Raw genomic sequence first — 17,865 nt, 5'->3', positions numbered from 1 at the left:
ACACCAACATGGATTTCAATTTTTCGGAAGACCAGGACCAGCTGCGCGACGCCGTTCGCAAGTGGGTCGACAAGGGCTATGACTTCGAGCGCCGCCGCGGCATCGAGGCCAAGGGCGGCTTCTCACGCGAGGCCTGGGACGAACTGGCCGAGCTCGGTCTGGGCGGCCTGTACATCAGCGAAGACGACGGCGGCCTGGGCATGGGCCCGGTGGCCGGCATGGTCGTGATGGAAGAACTGGGCCGCGGCATCGTGCTGGAGCCCTTCGCGCAGACGCTGATCGCCGGCGCCGTGCTCAGCGGCTACGCCGACGCGGCCACCAAGGACAACTGGCTGCCGCGCATCGCCGGCGGCCAGGCCCTCGTGGTGCTGGCCTACCAGGAGCGCAAGGCGCGCTACCGCCTCGACGTGTGCGATGCCACCGCCGTCAAGTCGGGCAACGGCTACTCGCTGACCGGCGCCAAGAGCGTCGTGCCCGTGGGCGACGAAGCCGACGCCTTCCTCGTGCCCGCCAAGGTCGACGGCAAGATCGCCCTCTTCTTGGTCGAGCGCAGCGCCAGCGGCGTCGAAGCCCGCGGCTACGGCACGCAGGACGGCGGCCGCGCGGCCGAGGTCGTGTTCGACAAGGCCGACGCCACGCTGGTCACGGCCGACGGCCTGACCGCGCTCGAATACGCGGTGGATGTCGGCATTGCCGCCACCTGCGCCGAAGCGGTCGGCGTGCTCGACAAGACGCTCGACGTCACGATCGACTACATGAACCAGCGCAAGCAGTTCGGCGTGGTCATCGCCAGCTTCCAGGCGCTGCGCCACCGCGTCGCCGACATGAAGATGCAGCTGGAACTGGCACGCTCGATGAGCTACTACGCCACGCTCAAGCTCAACGCCCCGGCGGACGAACGCCGCCAGGCGCTGGCCCGCGCCAAATACCAGCTGGGCACGTCGATGCGCTACGTGGCCGCGAACTCGGTGCAGCTGCACGGCGGCATCGGCGTGACCGACGAGTACATCGGCAGCCACTACTTCCGCAAGCTCACGCAGCTTGAGCTGACTTTCGGCGACACGCTGCACCACCTGGGTGAAGTGTCGGCACGCATGCAGGACACCGCCGGCGTCTTCGCCTAGAACCTAGGCACGCCCCCAGGCTGCGCGCACTTCGTGTCGCTTCGCCAACCCCCTCGCCGGGGGCAACACCTGCGGCCCGGCAAAGCCGGTTCCGCGGTGTTCCGCTAGGATTCGCCCGCCCGCCTTGCGCCGGCGGGCGTTTTTACTTGTGGGGCCCGAGCCCCTTGCCAGGAGAGAGACAGACATGCCTTCCCGCCGCACCCTGCTGGCCTTGGCCCTTGCCGGAACCGCCGCCGTCACCTTGCTGACCGCCTGCGCGACCTCCACGCCCTCTTCCACCGAGCGCCCGCCCATCGTCTTCATGCACGGCAACGGCGACTCGGCAGCGCTGTGGCAGACCACGATCTGGCGCTTCGAGTCGAACGGGTGGCCGCGCGAGCGGCTCTTCGCCGTCGATCAGCCGAATCCATTGGCGCGCGACGACGATGCCGTGGCGCAGCCGGGCCGCAGTTCCACCGCCGAGTCGGCCGCGTTCCTGCGCGCCGAGGTCGAGAAGGTGCTGAAGGCCACGGGCGCGCCCAAGGTCGTGCTCATCGGCAATTCGCGCGGCGGCAACACCATCCGCAACTACGTGCAGAACGGCGGCGGCGCGGCCGTGGTGAGCCACGTGGTGCTCGGCGGCAACCCCGCGCACGGCATCTGGAAGGTGAAGGGCCTGCGCGAGAACAACGAGTTCTCGGGGCTCTCGGCCTTCATGCAGCAGCTCAATGCGCCCAAGGGCCCAAACGGCGACGAGGTCACGCCCGGCGTGCAGTGGCTCACGCTGCGCTCGGACACCAACGACAAGTACGCCCAGCCCGACGGCCTGTGGATCGGTTCGCCGGGCCAGCCGACGAACATCGGCTTCGACGGGCCGGCACTCAAGGGCGCGACCAACCTCGTGCTGCCGCGCGTGGACCACCGCGAGACCTCGTTCTCGCCCGCTGCCTTCGCGGCGACCTGGCGCTTCCTGACCGGCCAGGCGCCGGCCAGCACGGCGGTGGCGCCGGAATCGAAGGTCGTGCTCAACGGCCGCGCGATCGGCGCGGACAACCTCGCGCTGGCCGGTGCACGCGTCACGGTCTTTGCGGTCGATCCGGCCTCGGGCGCGCGGCGCGGCGAGGCGGCGCACCAGCAGACGGTCGGCGCCGACGGCCGCTGGGGCCCGTTCAGCGCGCAGCCCGCAGCGCGCTACGAGTTCGTGCTCGACGTGCCCGGCCAGGGCACCACACACATCTACCGCAGCCCGTTCGTGCGCAGCAGCAGCTTCGTCAACCTGCGGTCCGAGCGCCTGGCATCGGCCGAAAGCGGCGCCGGTGCGGTGGTCGTCTTCACGCGTCCGCGCGGCTACTTCGATGCGCAGCGCGACACGATGCAATTCGACGGCCAGAGCCCGCCCGCCGGCGTGCCGGCCCAGGGCGCGGGACAGTCGACCTCGCGGCTGCGCATCGCGGCCGGCGCCCCGCAGCGCACGGTCAGCGCCGAGTTCAACGGCGAGCGCCTCACCGGCCAGAGCTGGCCCGCCGCGCAAGGGCACACGACGGTGCTCGAGTTGACGTACTGAACGGCCATGAACGACACGTCCCCCTTTGTTGTGACGGCGCGCGACGCACGCGGCGTGGTCACGCTGACGCTGAACCGCCCCGCCGCCTTCAACGCGCTTTCCGAAGGCATGCTGGGCGCGCTCGAAGAGGCGCTCGGCGCCATCGCCGCCGATGAGACCGTGCGCGCCGTCGTCATCGCTGCAGCAGGCAAGGCCTTCTGCGCGGGCCACGACCTGAAGGAAATGCGCGCCGAACCGTCGCTCGGCTACTACCAGCAGCTGTTCGACCGGTGCGGCGCGATGATGCTGTCGATCCAGCGGCTGCCCGTGCCGGTGATCGCGCGCGTGCACGGCATTGCGACCGCGGCGGGCTGCCAGCTGGTCGCAGTGTGCGACCTGGCCGTGGCCGCCAGCGACGCCCGCTTTGCCGTCAGCGGCGTCAACGTGGGGCTGTTCTGCGCCACGCCCGGCGTCACACTGTCGCGCAACCTCGGGCGCAAGGAAGCCTTCGAGATGCTGGTGACGGGCGAATTCATCGGCGCCGAGGAAGCGCGCGAGAAAGGCCTGGTCAACCGGGTCGCGCCGCCCGAAGGGCTCGACGCCGCGGTCGAGGCGCTGGTCGCCAGCATCGTCGCCAAGCCCCGCACGGCACTCGCGCTGGGCAAGGCACTGTTCTACCGCCAGCTCGAAACCGGCATCGAAGCCGCGCTGGCCGACGCCAGCCAGACCATGGCCTGCAACATGATGGACGAGAGCGCGCTGGAAGGCGTGCAGGCGTTCATCGAGAAACGGCCACCGGCCTGGAAGGGCTGAAATGAAAAAGAGGCCGAGGGCCTCTTTTTCGTTTTCAGATGTCGTGCAACCGGGACGACTGCGGCAGGTGCGCCATCAAGAATTCCATCTGGTCCGCCAGGATGCGGCGGTTGCGCAGGATGAAGTCTTCCCACAGGCTCGGCACATAAGGCGCATACAGCAGCGGCATGTTCGCCTGCTCGGGCGTGCGGCTGCTCTTGCGGTGGTTGCAGGGCTTGCAGGCCGTGACCACGTTCATCCAGGTGTCGATGCCGCGCTGCGCGAACGGAATGATGTGCTCGCGCGTGAGTTCGTCTTCGTGGAAGTGGCCGCCGCAGTAGGCGCAGATGTTGCGGTCGCGCGAGAACAGCTTGCTGTTGGTGAGGCCCGGACGCTGCGCGAAGGGGTTGATGCGCGGCACGCCCTTGGTGCCGATGATGCTGTTGATCGCAATCTGCGACTGCTCGCCCGTGATCGCGTTGTGGCCGCCACGGAACACGGCCACCTGCGCGCCCACTTCCCAGCGGACTTCGTCCGCTGCGTAGTGGATCACCGCCTGTTCCAGCGATATCCATGACTGGGGCAGCCCTTGGGCCGACAGCTTCAAGACCTTCACACACGCCTCCTCGAAACGAGAAAACCACGCAGAGACCAGAGACTCGGGGTGCATCGGTGACTCACGCCAACCCACGCACTGCGTCACAATATACCGGCTTTGTGACAAATCGGCCTGATTTGCCCATTCGACGGGCGTCAGGCGCTATCAAAAAGATACTCTCCCATGCAGGTTTTCCGCGGCTTCCGACACCCGGGCGTGGCTCCGGCCTGCGCCCTCACGATCGGCAATTTCGACGGCGTTCACCGCGGCCACCAGGCCATGCTGGCGTTGTTGCAGACCGAGGCCCGCCATCGCGGGCTGCCCAGTTGCGTGCTGACCTTCGAGCCGCACCCGCGCGACTATTTCGCCGCCGTCACCAAGAAACCCGACCTGGCCCCGGCCCGCATCGGCACGCTGCGCGACAAGCTGACCGAGCTGGCGTCCTGCGGCGTCGACCAGACCATCGTGTTGCCCTTCGACGGCCGGCTGGCGTCCCAGTCGCCCGAGGCCTTCATCCAGAACGTGCTGATCGACGGCCTGGGCGCGCGCTACGTGCTGGTGGGCGACGACTTCCGCTTCGGCGCGAAGCGCGCCGGCGACTACGCCATGCTCGATGCCGCCGGTGAAACCCATGGTTTCGACGTCGCCCGCATGAACAGCTACGAGGTGCACGGCCTGCGGGTGTCCAGTTCGGCCGTGCGCGAGGCGCTGGCCGAAGGCCGCATGGCCGACGCCCACACCCTGCTGGGTCGCCCGTACACGATCTCGGGCCACGTGGTCCATGGCCGCAAGCTGGGCAGGGCGCTGGGCGCCTCGTCGCCAGGCAAGGACGACGGTTTTCGCACCCTCAATCTGCGCTTCAAGCACTGGAAACCGGCCGCCAGCGGCATCTTCGCGGTGCTGGTGCACGGCCTGGCCGACCAGCCGCTGCCCGGCGTGGCCAACCTCGGCGTGCGGCCCTCGCTGGACGCCAACGACGTCAACGCGGGACGCGTGCTGCTCGAGACGCATTGCCTGGAGTGGCCCTCGCATCTCGGGGCCGAAGGGGCCTACGGTAAAATCGTGCGCGTGGAACTCCTGCACAAACTGCACGACGAATTGCGCTACACCAGCCTCGAAGCCCTCACTGCGGGCATCGCGAAGGATGGCCGCGACGCACGCGCGTTCTTCGCATCGACCCACGCCGAGACCCACCGCCAGACCACGCGCGACCGAATTTAGCCCTGCACGCCCCGTGCTGCCGCCCTTCGACAAGCTCAGGGCGAACGGCTATATCTTCCGCACCGACCGCTCAATGCAGTTCGGGCTGAGCCTGTCGAAGCCCCCTCTGTTTCGCCGCACCCAACATGTCTGACGCTGCTTCCCCCAAAGATTACCGTTCCACGCTGAACCTGCCCGACACCCCCTTCCCGATGCGCGGCGACCTGCCCAAGCGCGAACCGGGCTGGGTGAAAGAATGGAACGACGAAGGCCGCTACCACCGCCTGCGCGACGCCCGCCACGGCGCGCCGAAGTTCATCCTGCACGACGGCCCGCCGTACGCCAACGGCCAGATCCACATGGGTCACGCGGTGAACAAGATCCTCAAGGACATGATCACCAAGGCGCGCCAGCTCGAAGGCTTCGATGCGCTGTACGTGCCCGGCTGGGACTGCCACGGCCTGCCGATCGAGAACGCCATCGAGAAGCAGTTCGGCCGCAACCTGAGCCGCGACGAGATGCAGGCCAAGAGCCGCGCCTACGCCACCGAGCAGATCGCCCAGCAGATGGTCGACTTCCAGCGCCTGGGCGTGCTGGGCGAATGGGACCATCCCTACAAGACAATGGACTTCGCCAATGAAGCCGGCGAACTGCGCGCGTTCAAGCGCGTGATCGAGCGCGGCTTCGTGTACCGGGGCCTCAAGCCCGTGTACTGGTGCTTCGACTGCGGCTCCTCGCTGGCCGAGTTCGAGATCGAATACGCCGACAAGAAGAGCCAGACCCTCGACGTGGCCTTCAAGGCGCACGAGCGCGAGAAGGTGCTCAAGGCCTTCGGCACCGACCACACGATCCTCGGCGACATCTTTGCCGTGATCTGGACCACCACCGCGTGGACCATCCCGGCCAACCAGGCGATCAACCTCAACCCCGAGCTCGAGTACTCGCTGGTCGACACCGAGCGCGGCCTGCTGATCCTGGCCAACTCGCTGGTCGAGATGTGCATGACGCGCTACGCGCTCGACGGCAAGGTGCTGGCCACGGTCAAGGGCGAGAAGCTCGGCGGCCTGGAGTTCGAGCACCCGCTGTACGACGTGGATGCGGGCTACCAGCGCCTGTCGCCCGTGTACCTGGCCGACTACGCCACGGCCACCGACGGCACCGGCCTCGTGCACTCGTCGCCTGCCTACGGCGTGGACGACTTCAACTCCTGCATCGCCCATGGCGTGGCGTACGACGACATCCTGAACCCGGTGCAGGGCAACGGCAGCTACGCGCCCGACTTCCCGCTGTTCGGCGGCCAGAACATCTGGAAGGCCGTGCCGGTGATCATCGCCGCGCTGCGCGATGCCAACCGCCTGCTGACCACCGAGACCATCACCCACAGCTACCCGCACTGCTGGCGCCACAAGACGCCGGTGATCTACCGCGCGGCCGCGCAGTGGTTCGTGCGCATGGACGAAGGCGAAGGCGTGTTCACCAAGGACAAGGCGCCCAAGACGCTGCGCCAGACCGCGCTCGACGCCATCGAGCAGACCAGCTTCTACCCCGAGAACGGCAAGGCGCGCCTGCACGACATGATCGCCGGCCGGCCCGACTGGTGCATCAGCCGCCAGCGCAGCTGGGGCGTGCCGATCCCGTTCTTCCTGCACAAGGATTCAGGCGAGCTGCACCCGCGCACCATGGAAATCCTCGACCAGGCCGCCGACATCGTCGAGAAGGGCGGCATCGAGGCCTGGAGCCGCGTCACCGTCGAAGACATCCTGGGCGCCGAAGACGCACCGAGCTACACCAAGAGCACCGACATCCTCGAGGTGTGGTTCGACTCGGGCTCGACCTTCTCGCACGTGCTGCGCGGCACCCACCCCAACGTGCACCACGAGACCGGCCCCGAAGCCGACCTGTACCTCGAAGGCCATGACCAGCACCGCGGGTGGTTCCACTCGTCGCTGCTGATCGCCTGCATGCTGGAAGACCGCGCACCGTACAAGGGCCTGCTCACGCACGGCTTCACGGTGGATGCCAAGGGCATCAAGATGAGCAAGTCGCTCAAGAACGGCATCGACCCGCAGGAAATCAGCAACAAGCTGGGCTCGGAAATCATCCGCCTGTGGGTGGCTGCGAGTGATTACTCGGGCGACATCGCGGGCGACGACAAGATCCTCGCGCGCGTCGTCGATGCCTACCGCCGCATCCGCAACACGCTGCGCTTCCTGCTCGCTAACACCAGCGACTTCGACATCGCGAAAGACGCGGTGCCGCTCGACCAGCTGTTCGAGATCGACCGCTACGCCATGTCGCGCGCGGCGCAGTTCCAGGCCGAGATCCTTGCGCACTACCAGGTGTACGAGTTCCATCCGGTGGTGGCCAAGCTGCAGATCTACTGCTCGGAAGACCTGGGCGGCTTCTACCTCGACATCCTGAAAGACCGCCTCTACACGACGGCCCCGGGCTCGCTCGCGCGCCGCAGTGCGCAAACGGCCCTGTGGCACATCTCGCAGGCGATGCTGCGCTGGATGGCGCCGTTCCTGAGCTTCACGGCCGAAGAGGCCTGGAAGATCGTGGGCACCGGCAAGGCAGGCGAGTCGATCTTCACGCAGACCTACAGCCAGTTCGCCGCACCCGACGAAGCGCTGCTCGCCAAGTGGAGCCGCATCCGCGAGATCCGCGACGGCGTCAACAAGGACATCGAGGCGGTGCGCGCCGAAGGCAAGGTCGGTTCGTCGCTGCAGGCCACCCTGCAGCTGAACGCACCGGCCGACGACCTCGCGCTGCTGGGCTCGCTGGGCGACGACCTGAAGTTCGTGTTCATCGCCTCGGCCGTGGCGCTGGCAGCGGGCGACAGCCTGTCGACCGTGGTCACGCCGAGCACCGCGCAGAAGTGCGAACGCTGCTGGCACTACCGCGAGGACGTGGGCCACGACCCGGCGCACCCGACGATCTGCGGCCGCTGCACGAGCAACCTGTTCGGCGCGGGCGAATCGCGCAGCGTGGCCTGATGGCGACCGCACGCTCCGCCTCGTCGGCCTCGCGTTCGCGCGGCGCCAGCATCTGGCCCTGGCTCGGGCTGGCGACGATCATCGTGATCATCGACCAGTTCACGAAGACGCTGATCCTGGGCTATTACAAGCTCGGCGACGCGACCTACGTGACGAGCTTCTTCAACGTCGTGCGCGCGCACAACACGGGCGCCGCGTTCTCGTTCCTGGCCGACCACTCGGGCTGGCAGCGCTGGTTCTTCACGGTCATCGGCGTGGCGGCGGCGATCTTCATCGTCTGGATGCTGAGGTCGCACGCAGGCCAGAAGCTCTTCTCGTTCGCGATGGCCTGCATCCTGGGCGGCGCCATCGGCAACGTGGTCGACCGCATGATGCACGGCTACGTCGTCGACTTCCTGAGCTTCCACTGGGGCAACTGGTACTTCCCTGCGTTCAACGCGGCGGACAGCGCCATCACGCTCGGGGCGATCTGCCTGATCGTCGACGAGATCCGGCGAGTCCGACGCGGCAAGTAAGTCAGTTTCTCAAGGGGCCTTCGGGCCCCTTTCTCTTTGGGCCGCGCATTGCACCAGCGGCCCCGGGGTTCTCCCCACTTCCCCACCCTGTCATCGCGAAGTCATACTGCGCCGGTCCAATGTAATCGATTACATGAACCACGCCACGGACCCCGCACGATGAGCATCCAAGCTGTAGCCGCCCAAGCCGGGGTCTCCGTGGCCACGGTCTCGCGCGCCTTCAATTTCCCCGACAAGGTGACGCCGGCCACGCGCGAACTGGTGGAACGCGTGGCGCGCGAGCTCAACTACCTGCCCAACGCCAGCGCCCGCACCTTGCGCACCCAGCGCAGCCGCACGCTCGGCGTGGTGCTGCCCACGCTGCTGAACCCGACCTTCGCCGAATGCCTGCAGGGCATTGCGCGCGCGGCCGTCGCGGGCGGCTACGCGATCCTGCCGGTCACCACGGGCTACCGGCTCGACGAGGAAGAGCGCGCCGTGCAGTTGCTGCTGGCGGGCAACGTCGACGGGCTGATCCTCGTGGTGTCGAACCCGTCCACGTCGGCCGCGCTGCAGCGCCTGCAGGCCGCCGCCGTGCCCTACGTGCTGGCCTACAACCGGCACGCCGACCACCCCTGTGTGTCGGTCGACAGCGAAGGCGCGGTGGCCGATGCGGTCACGCGCCTCGTGCTGCTGGGCCACCGCCGCATCGCGATGGTCAGCGGCACGCTGGCCGCGTCGGACCGTGCGCAGCAGCGCTACCGCGGGTACCAGCGCGGCATGGCCGAGGCCGGCCTTACAGCGCCGCCGCTCATCGAAGTGCCCTTCGTCGAGACCGCCGTCGATGCGCTGTGCGCCGCGCTGCGCCCGGGCAGCCGCCCCACCGCGCTGGTCTGCTCGAACGACCTGCTCGCCATCCGCAGCATCCGCGCCGCGCACCTGAGCAGCCTTGCGGTGCCCGACGACCTCAGCGTGGTCGGCTTCGACGGCATCGCGCTCGGCGAAGACCTCACACCCGCGCTCACCACCATCGCGCAGCCCAACAGCGACATCGGCCGCCACAGCGTCGAACTGCTGGTGCAGGCGATCGCGGGTGGTCGCGCGCTGCAGGCCGACGCGAGCCTGCTGCTCCCCCATGCCTTCCGAGACGGCGAGTCGTGCGCAAGTGCGCGCGAAGACAACGACGCCGCAGTGTCCTGATCTCACCACCCCTCCCAGGAGTTCTTCCATGTCCCTACGCTTTCACCGACTCGCCCGCCTCGGCGTGCTGGCCGCCGCCCTCGTCGCCGCCGGCGGCGCCATGGCCCAGACCGCCATTTGCTACAACTGCCCGACCGAATGGGCCGACTGGGGCACCCAGCTCAAGGCCATCAAGGCCAGGACCGGCATCACCGTGCCGGCCGACAACAAGAACTCGGGCCAGTCGCTCGCGCAGCTGGTCGCCGAAAAGGCCAGCCCCGTGGCCGACGTGACCTACCTCGGCGTGACCTTCGCGGTGCAGGCCGCGAAAGACGGCGTGATCGAGCCCTACAAGCCGGCCGCGTGGAAAGACATCCCCGACGGCCTGAAGGACCCGGCCGGCCACTGGTTCACCATCCACTCGGGCACGCTCGGCTTCATGGTCAACGTCGACGCGCTCAAGGGCAAGCCGGTGCCCAAGTCGTGGGCCGACCTGCTCAAGCCCGAATACAAGGGCCTCATCGGTTATCTCGACCCCGCCTCGGCCTTCGTGGGCTACGTGGGCGCCGTGGCCGTGAACCAGGCGCGCGGCGGCACGCTCGACAACTTCAAGCCGGGCATCGACTACTTCAAGGCGCTGCAGAAGAACGAGCCCATCGTGCCCAAGCAGACCTCGTATGCGCGCGTGCTGTCGGGCGAGATCGCGATCCTGCTCGACTACGACTTCAACGCCTACCGCGCCAAGTACAAGGACAAGGCCAACGTCGCCTTCGTCATTCCCAGCGAAGGCACGCTGGCCGTGCCCTACGTGATGAGCTTGGTCGCCAAGGCGCCGCACGCAGCCGACGCGAAGAAGGTGCTCGACTTCACGCTGTCCGACGAAGGCCAGGCGATCTGGGCCAAGGCCTACCTGCGCCCGGTGCGCGCGAGCGCCATGCCCAAGGAGATCGAAGCGCAGTTCCTGCCCGCGAGCGACTACGCGCGTGCAAAAACCGTCGACTACGCCCGCATGGCCGAAGCGCAGCGCGCCTTCTCCGACCAGTACCTGAAGGAAGTGCGCTGACCCGGCGCCGCGCGCGATGACACGCAGCTCCACATCCTCCAACGCCTGGAACCCGCGCTGGCGATTGCTGGCCTGCGTCGCGCCGGCGGCCGTCTTCTTCGCGGCCTTCTGGCTGCTGCCGGTGGTGCGCCTGCTGGCGCTGCCGGCCGACAAGGGCGCCGCCACCTACTTCGCGGTGCTGACCGATGCGCGCTACCTGCAAAGCATGGCCAACACCGTCGCGCTGTCGGTGGCGGTGACGCTGGCCACGCTGGTGCTGGGCGCGGCCGTGGGTATCTACCTCGCGCGCCATGCCTTTCCCGGCAAGCGCATGCTGCTGTCGCTGCTCACGCTGCCGCTGTCGTTCCCGGGCGTGATCATCGGTTTCTTCGTGATCCTGCTCGGCGGGCGCCAGGGCGTGGTGGCCGACCTGAGCGACACGCTGATCGGCGAGCGCATCACCTTCGCCTACGGCCTGCTCGGGCTGTTCCTGGCGTACCTGTATTTCTCGCTGCCGCGCGCCATTGCCACCTATGCCGCCGCGGCCGAGTCGATGAACACGCAGCTCGAGGAAGCGGCACGCTCGCTCGGCGCCTCGAAGCTGCGCGTGGCGCGCGACGTGTGGATGCCCGAGCTCGCGCCCACCACGCTGGCCTGCGGCGCCATTTTGTTCGCCACCTCGATGGGCGCCTTCGGCACGGCCTTCACGCTGGCCAGCAAGTTCGAGGTGATCCCGATCACCATCTACAACGAGTTCACCAACTACGCCAACTTCGCGCTCGCCGCGTCGCTGTCGATTTCGCTGGGCGTCGTGACCTGGCTGGTGCTCTTCGTGGCGCGCCGCTTCGGCGCCAATCCGGTCGCCCGATGACGATGAAGACACCCTCACAACCCCGCGCGCCTTTCCTGCTCGCCGTCACGGTGATCGTGAGCCTCTTCATGATCGCGCCGATGCTGCTGTCGGTGATGGCTGGCCTCGTCAACAACTACAGCGTGGGGCTCAAGAGCGGCCTCACGCTGCGCTGGCTCGGCGAGGTGTGGGAGAACTACGGCGGCACCGTCGGCTGGTCGCTCGCGCTGGCCGTGGCCTGCGTCGTTTGCACCGTGCTGCTCGGCGTGCCCTGCGCCTACGCGCTGGCACGCAGCCACTCGCGCGCGGCGCGCATCTTCGAAGAGCTGCTGACGCTTCCGGTCGCGGTGCCGGGCCTGGCGACGGCGCTCGCGCTCATCCTCGCCTACGGCCAGCTCACGGCTTTTCGCACCAGCTTCGCCTTCATCCTCGTGGGCCACATCGTCTTCACGCTGCCCTTCATGGTGCGCACCGTGAGTTCGGCCTTCCAGCGCGACGATTTGCTCGCACTCGAAGAAGCGGCGCGCTCGCTGGGAGCGAACTTCCGCCAGCGCTTCATGGGCATCCTGGTGCCTGCCGTGTTCCCCGCCATCGTGGCCGGGAGCCTGATGGTGTTCACGCTGTCGGTGGGCGAATTCAACCTCACCTGGATGCTGCACACGCCGCTCACGCGCACGCTGCCCGTGGGCCTGGCCGACAGCTACGCCTCGATGCGCATCGAGATCGGATCGGCCTACACGCTGGTCTTCTTCGCCGTGATCCTTCCCGTGCTGTGGGGCCTTCAATATCTCGCCAACCTGATGCAGAAACGCCATGGAACTTGAACGCATCCCCGTCGACATTTCGAACTGCGCGAAGACGTATGCCGACGGCACGCGCGGCCTGCAGCCCACCAACCTCAAGGTGGAAGCCGGCGAGGTGCTCGCGCTGCTCGGCCCCTCGGGCTGCGGCAAGACCACGCTGCTGCGCCTCATCGCCGGGCTCGAAGCGCCCGACGACGGCAGCCGCATCGTCTTCGGCGACCAGGACGTGACGCAGCGCCCGGTCGAGCACCGCGGCGTGGGCATGGTGTTCCAGAGCTACGCGCTCTTTCCGCAGATGACCGTCGCGGCCAACATCGGCTATGGCCTGCGCATCCGCGGCGTGTCGCCCGATGAAGAGAAACGCGCCGTGGGCGAACTGGTCGACCTCGTGCGCCTGGGCGGCCTGGAGAACAAGCGCCCCGCCGAACTCTCGGGCGGCCAGCGCCAGCGCGTGGCCCTGGCGCGCGCCGTGGCCGTGCGCCCGCGCGTGCTGCTGCTCGACGAGCCGCTGGCTGCACTCGACGCCAAGCTCAAGGAATCGCTGCGCGACGAGCTCGCCGAGCTGCTGCGCCGCCTGCACATCACGGCCATCCACGTCACGCACGACCAGCAGGAAGCGCTGGCCATCGCCGACCGCCTCGCCGTGATGCGCGCCGGGCGCATCGTGCAGGTCGGCCGCGGCGAAGACCTGTACCGCGCGCCCGCGCATCCCTTCGTGGCCGAGTTCCTGGGCCGGGTCAACCGGCTGGAACGCACCGCCGACGCCATCGCGCAGGGCGTTGTCCGACTCGGAGGTTCGTACCTGCCCTGCCCCGCGCCGTGGCAGCAGCATGCGACGCTGCTGGTGCGACCCGAAGACATCGAGATCGGCGCGCCCCCGCCCGACGACACGCCCGGCTGGGGCCGCGCCACCGTTGAACGCCGCACCTTCCTCGGCGACCGCGTGCAGCTGCACCTGCGCGTGCAGGACCAGCCCGTGCTGGTGGCCGACGTGGGGCGCGACAACCCCTTCGGGCCGGGCGACGCGGTGGGCCTGCGCATCCCCGCCGAGCGCCTGATGACGTCGCAGGAAACCAGCGCATGACCACGACAACCGCGAACCCCAACACCTTCCTGGTCCAGCTGACCGACCTGCACATCCGCGAGCCCGGCCGGCTGGCCTATGGCCGCATCGACACCGCGCCCTACCTCGCGCGTGCGGTGCAGTCGGTGCTCGCGCTGCGCCAGCCGCCCGACGCGGTGGTGATCACCGGCGACCTGACCGATTTCGGCCGCGCCGCCGAGTACGAGCACCTGGCCGCCCTGCTCGCGCCGCTCACGATGCCCATCTACCTGCTGCCCGGCAACCACGACGACCGCGACCAGCTGCGCCGCAGCTTCCCCGGCCACGCCTACCTGGGCACGGGCGACGACACGCACGGCTTCGTCCAGTATTCGGTGCGCGTCGGCGACCTGCGGCTGCTCACGCTCGACACCTGCGTGCCCGGCGCCAGCCATGGCACGCTGTGCGACAAGCGCCTGGCCTGGCTCGAAGCCCAGCTCGACGCCTGCCGCCACGAGCCCGTGGTGGTCGCCATGCACCACCCACCCTTCGAGACGCTGATCGGCCACATGGACGAGATCGGACTGCTCGAGGGCGCCGACGCGCTCGAAGCCCTGCTGCGCCGCTACACCAACGTCGAGCGCGTGATCTGCGGCCACCTGCACCGTGCCATCGACGTGCGCTTCGGCGGCACCATCGCCTCGACCTCGCCGGCGCAGGCGCACCAGGTCTGCCTCGACCTCGCGCCCGACGCGGCCTCGGCCTGGACGCTGGAGCCGCCCGCTTTCCGCGTGCATGCCTGGTCGCCGACCGGGCGCCGGCTCGTCACCCACCTGGCGGCCTCTGGCAGCTTCGAAGGCCCTTATCCTTTCCACGACAACGGAGCCCTGATCGACTGAAGCGTCCACTTGTGGAAAATGGGGCTGGAAACGAACCAAAACGAAAACAAGAGAAAGGTCAGACCCCGCCCTCCATGAAGCACCTTCTGAATCTGCTTGCGGCCGTCGCCTTGCTGGTGTGGGGCACGCACCTCGTGCGCACCGGCGTGCTGCGCGTCTTCGGCGCGAACCTGCGCAAGATCCTCGTGCAGAGCATGCGCAACCGCTTCACGGCCGCGCTCTCGGGCATCGGCGTCACGGCGCTCGTGCAGTCGAGCACGGCCACGTCGCTCATGACCTCCTCCTTCGTGGGGCAGGGCCTGGTCACGCTGCCGGCCGCGCTGGCGGTGATGCGCGGCGCCGACGTGGGCACGGCGCTGATCTCGGTGCTCTTCTCGGCCGACCTCTCGTGGCTTTCGCCGATGTTCATCTTCGTGGGGGTGGTTCTGTTCATCACGCGCTCGGCCACCGTGGCGGGGCGCGTCGGGCGGGTGCTGATCGGGCTGGGGCTGATGCTGCTGGCGCTGCAGCTGGTGGTCGCGGCCACCGAGCCGCTGTTTTCGTCACCCGCCGTTCGCGCGCTGCTCGCGTCGATCACCAGCGACGTGCTGCTGGAGATCACCCTCGGCGCCGCGCTGGCCATCGTGGCGTATTCAAGCCTGGCAGTGGTGCTGCTGGTGGCGGCCATGGCGACGTCGAACGTGGTGCCGCTGGACGTCGCGCTCGGCCTCGTGCTCGGCGCCAACCTCGGCAGCGGCCTGCTCGCGGTGTTGACCACGGCCAAGTCGGCAGTGTCGGTGCGGCAGGTAACCGTCGGCAACCTGCTGTTCAAGGCGCTGGGCGTGGCGCTGGTCACGCCGTTCGTCGGCCTGTGGATTCGCTACGTGCAGCCCCAGCTGCCCAACCAGACGCACGGCGTGGTGCTGTTCCACCTGGCGTTCAACGTCGTGATCAGCATCGGCTTCATCGGCCTCACGCAATGGGTGGCCAAGCTCGTGACGCGCATGCTGCCCGTGCCGCCGCAGCCCGTGGGCACCAGCCGGCCGCATCACCTCGACCCCTCGGCGCTGTCGACGCCCTCGCTCGCCATTTCGAATGCTGCGCGCGAGGCGCTGCACCAGGCTGACATCGTGGAGACCATGCTCATCGGCACGCTCGACGTGATCCGCAACAACGACCTGCGGCTGGCGCAGGAGCTGCGGCAGCTCGACGACACGGTGGACGAGTTGTACTCGGCGATCAAGTACTACATGACGCGCATCTCGCGCGAGGCGCTGGGCGAAGAGGAAAGCCGGCGCTGGACGGACATCATCAGCTTCACGATCAACATGGAGCAGATCGGGGACATCATCGAGCGGGTGATCATCGATATCGAGGACAAGAAGATCAAGCCGCAGCGCAATTTTTCTGCCGCGGGGATGGCGGAGATTGTGGAGTTGCATGGGCGGCTCATTGCCAATCTGCGGTTGAGCATGAGCGTGTTCTTGAATGGGAATGTGCGGGATGCGCAGAAGCTTCTGGAAGAGAAGGCGCGGTTTCGTGATCTGGAGCGGGCCTACGCAACGACTCACCTGGACCGGTTGTCGGATCGGACGACTCTCAGCATCGAGACGAGTTCGCTGCACATCGACTTGATCAGCGATTTGAAGCGGATCAATTCGCATATCTGTTCGATTGCTTATCCGATTCTTGAATCTGCCGGGGCCTTGGCGCCGAGCCGGCTTCGTGAATCTCGGCTCGGGAAAATCGAAGGCTGATCGTTTGTTTTCCTGAGGCCGGGTCTCGCCCCGGCGGGCGACTCACTTTCTTTTGCTTCGCCAAAAGAAAGTAAGCAAAGAAAAGGCGACCCTGCTGTCTGCGTCCCTCCGCTTCGCTGCGGGCAACCTGCGGTGCTCGCGTTTCGCGGGGTCTCGCAGAACTCGCCTGCGGCTCAAACAGCTGCGAGCCCTGATCCGCGAAACGCTGCGCTCCTCGGCGCATACAGAAGGGGTTGGATACCGAACGGGCCTTTGCTTCGCTCGGCCCGCAGAGTTTCGCCGCCCCTCGTTGCTTACTGGTATGCGGCGAGTTCCTGCTTCGCGATCGCGTTGCGGTGCACTTCATCGGGGCCGTCGGCCACGCGCAGGTGGCGTTCGTAGGCGTAGAAGTGCGTGAGCAGCGTGTCCTGGCTCAGGCCCATGGCGCCGAAGGCCTGCATGGCCCAGTCGATCACCTTCACGCAGTTGTTAGGCGTGAGCACCTTGATCATCGCGATCTCTTTCGCGGCGACCTTGTTGCCCACGGTGTCCATGCGGTAGGCGGCGTTGAGCACCATCCAGCGCGACTGCTCGATGAGCATGCGCGACTCGGCAATGCGCTCGCGCCACACGCCCTGGTCCGACAGCGGCTTGTGGAAGGCCACGCGTGACACGAGGCGCTGGCACATCATCTCCAGCGCGGCTTCGGCCATGCCGATGGCGCGCATGCAGTGGTGAATGCGGCCGGGGCCGAGGCGGCCTTGCGCGATCTCGAAGCCGCGGCCCTCGCCGAGCAGGATGTTCTCGACGGGCACGCGCACGTTGTCGAACACGATCTCGGGGTGGCCGAAGGGCGGGTCGTACATGCCGAGCAGCTGCATGTCGCGCACGATGGTGATGCCCGGCGTGTTCTTCGGCACGAGCACCATCGACTGCTGCTTGTGGCGGTCGGCGTTGTCGGGGTCGGTCTTGCCCATCAGCACGAAGATCTCGCAGCGCTCGTTCATGGCGCCGGTGATGTACCACTTGCGCCCGTTGATGACGTACTCGTCGCCTTCACGGCGGATGCTGCAGCGGATGTTGGTGGCGTCGCTCGACGCCACCTCGGGCTCGGTCATGGCGAACGACGAGCGGATCTCGCCGGCCAGCAGCGGCGTGAGCCAGCGCTCCTGCTGCGCCTTGGTGCCGTAGCGCGCGAGCACTTCCATGTTGCCGGTGTCGGGCGCGGAGCAGTTGAAGATTTCCGCGCACCAGTAGCGCCGGCCCATGATCTCGCACAGCGGCGCGTACTCGACATTGGAGAGGCCCGGGCCGTGTTCCGACTCGGGCAGGAACAGGTTCCACAGGCCGCGCTCGCGCGCCTTGGCCTTCAGGCCAGCCATCATCGGCAGCTCGGCGTAGGGCCGGCCGGCGCGGGCGTTGGCGGCCAGCTCTTCCTCGCGGCGCTTCTCGTTCGGGTAGACGTGTTCGTCCATGAACTTGAGCAGCTCGGCGCGCAGCGCGAGCACCCGGGGCGTGAATTCGAATTGCATGTCGTCTCGTCCTTCTTCCAATGTGCGGTCGAAGATACGTCGCGACGCGGATCGGGACGGTCGTTCGCGCGACAGCA

General features: G+C 67.8%; 15 protein-coding genes. 13 read left to right on the top strand and 2 right to left on the bottom strand.

Going from position 1 to position 17,865, the window contains the following annotated elements; all coding sequences use genetic code 11:
* The first annotated feature begins 8 nt into the window (after window positions 1–8).
* The 3 genes from GFK26_RS13215 to GFK26_RS13205 all read left to right on the top strand — a co-directional run bounded on the left by GFK26_RS13215 (window position 9) and on the right by GFK26_RS13205 (window position 3,459).
* Window positions 9–1,124, top strand: coding sequence for an acyl-CoA dehydrogenase family protein (locus tag GFK26_RS13215; protein WP_153282355.1), 1,116 nt, complete (start codon window positions 9–11; stop codon window positions 1,122–1,124).
* Between the two features lie 184 nt (window positions 1,125–1,308).
* Entirely contained in the window at window positions 1,309–2,667 is a 1,359-nt protein-coding gene (locus GFK26_RS13210; protein ID WP_153282354.1) for an alpha/beta fold hydrolase, read from the top strand.
* A gap of 6 nt (window positions 2,668–2,673) precedes the next feature.
* Window positions 2,674–3,459 (top strand): enoyl-CoA hydratase, encoded by a 786-nt coding sequence (locus GFK26_RS13205; RefSeq protein ID WP_153282353.1) that lies wholly within the window; start codon window positions 2,674–2,676, stop codon window positions 3,457–3,459.
* A gap of 34 nt (window positions 3,460–3,493) precedes the next feature.
* On the opposite strand, the gene GFK26_RS13200 is transcribed toward GFK26_RS13205, so the two are convergent.
* Window positions 3,494–4,054 carry an HNH endonuclease gene (locus tag GFK26_RS13200; RefSeq protein ID WP_062480919.1) on the bottom strand — a complete coding sequence of 187 codons (561 nt, stop codon included), beginning with the start codon at window positions 4,052–4,054 and terminating at the stop codon, window positions 3,494–3,496.
* A gap of 165 nt (window positions 4,055–4,219) precedes the next feature.
* Here GFK26_RS13200 and GFK26_RS13195 point away from each other — a divergent pair, with 165 nt between their 5' ends.
* The 10 genes from GFK26_RS13195 to GFK26_RS13150 all read left to right on the top strand — a co-directional run bounded on the left by GFK26_RS13195 (window position 4,220) and on the right by GFK26_RS13150 (window position 16,277).
* A complete protein-coding gene (locus GFK26_RS13195; protein WP_153282352.1) occupies window positions 4,220–5,257 on the top strand; it encodes a bifunctional riboflavin kinase/FAD synthetase in 1,038 nt (345 codons plus the stop codon).
* Window positions 5,258–5,382: 125 nt separating this feature from the next.
* Window positions 5,383–8,232 carry an isoleucine--tRNA ligase gene (ileS, locus tag GFK26_RS13190; protein ID WP_153282351.1) on the top strand — a complete coding sequence of 950 codons (2,850 nt, stop codon included), beginning with the start codon at window positions 5,383–5,385 and terminating at the stop codon, window positions 8,230–8,232.
* Window positions 8,232–8,747 carry a signal peptidase II gene (gene lspA / locus GFK26_RS13185; RefSeq protein WP_153282350.1) on the top strand — a complete coding sequence of 172 codons (516 nt, stop codon included), beginning with the start codon at window positions 8,232–8,234 and terminating at the stop codon, window positions 8,745–8,747. Before ileS ends, lspA begins: the two co-directional genes overlap by 1 nt.
* Before the next feature lie 159 nt (window positions 8,748–8,906).
* Window positions 8,907–9,926: a LacI family DNA-binding transcriptional regulator gene (locus GFK26_RS13180; protein WP_153282349.1), complete on the top strand. Its 1,020-nt coding sequence runs from the start codon at window positions 8,907–8,909 to the stop codon at window positions 9,924–9,926.
* Window positions 9,927–9,954: 28 nt separating this feature from the next.
* Window positions 9,955–10,968 carry an ABC transporter substrate-binding protein gene (locus GFK26_RS13175; protein WP_153282348.1) on the top strand — a complete coding sequence of 338 codons (1,014 nt, stop codon included), beginning with the start codon at window positions 9,955–9,957 and terminating at the stop codon, window positions 10,966–10,968.
* Between the two features lie 16 nt (window positions 10,969–10,984).
* Window positions 10,985–11,818 carry an ABC transporter permease gene (locus GFK26_RS13170; RefSeq protein WP_101493157.1) on the top strand — a complete coding sequence of 278 codons (834 nt, stop codon included), beginning with the start codon at window positions 10,985–10,987 and terminating at the stop codon, window positions 11,816–11,818.
* Window positions 11,819–11,820: 2 nt separating this feature from the next.
* Complete coding sequence (locus GFK26_RS13165; protein WP_153285959.1) at window positions 11,821–12,621, top strand: ABC transporter permease; 801 nt, start codon at window positions 11,821–11,823, stop codon at window positions 12,619–12,621.
* Window positions 12,611–13,684: an ABC transporter ATP-binding protein gene (locus GFK26_RS13160; protein WP_153282347.1), complete on the top strand. Its 1,074-nt coding sequence runs from the start codon at window positions 12,611–12,613 to the stop codon at window positions 13,682–13,684. Before GFK26_RS13165 ends, GFK26_RS13160 begins: the two co-directional genes overlap by 11 nt.
* Entirely contained in the window at window positions 13,681–14,541 is an 861-nt protein-coding gene (locus GFK26_RS13155; protein ID WP_153282346.1) for a phosphodiesterase, read from the top strand. Before GFK26_RS13160 ends, GFK26_RS13155 begins: the two co-directional genes overlap by 4 nt.
* 74 nt (window positions 14,542–14,615) lie before the next feature.
* A complete protein-coding gene (locus tag GFK26_RS13150) occupies window positions 14,616–16,277 on the top strand; it encodes a Na/Pi cotransporter family protein (RefSeq protein WP_101493154.1) in 1,662 nt (553 codons plus the stop codon).
* A gap of 293 nt (window positions 16,278–16,570) precedes the next feature.
* On the opposite strand, the gene GFK26_RS13145 is transcribed toward GFK26_RS13150, so the two are convergent.
* On the bottom strand, window positions 16,571–17,788 hold the full coding sequence (locus GFK26_RS13145) for an acyl-CoA dehydrogenase family protein (RefSeq protein WP_153282345.1): 1,218 nt from the start codon (window positions 17,786–17,788) through the stop codon (window positions 16,571–16,573).
* Window positions 17,789–17,865: the final 77 nt, after the last annotated feature.

The sequence above is a fragment of the Variovorax paradoxus genome (genome assembly GCF_009498455.1).
GTDB classification, from domain to species: Bacteria; Pseudomonadota; Gammaproteobacteria; order Burkholderiales; family Burkholderiaceae_C; genus Variovorax; species Variovorax paradoxus_H.
This window is presented reverse-complemented; position numbering and strand designations above follow the sequence as displayed.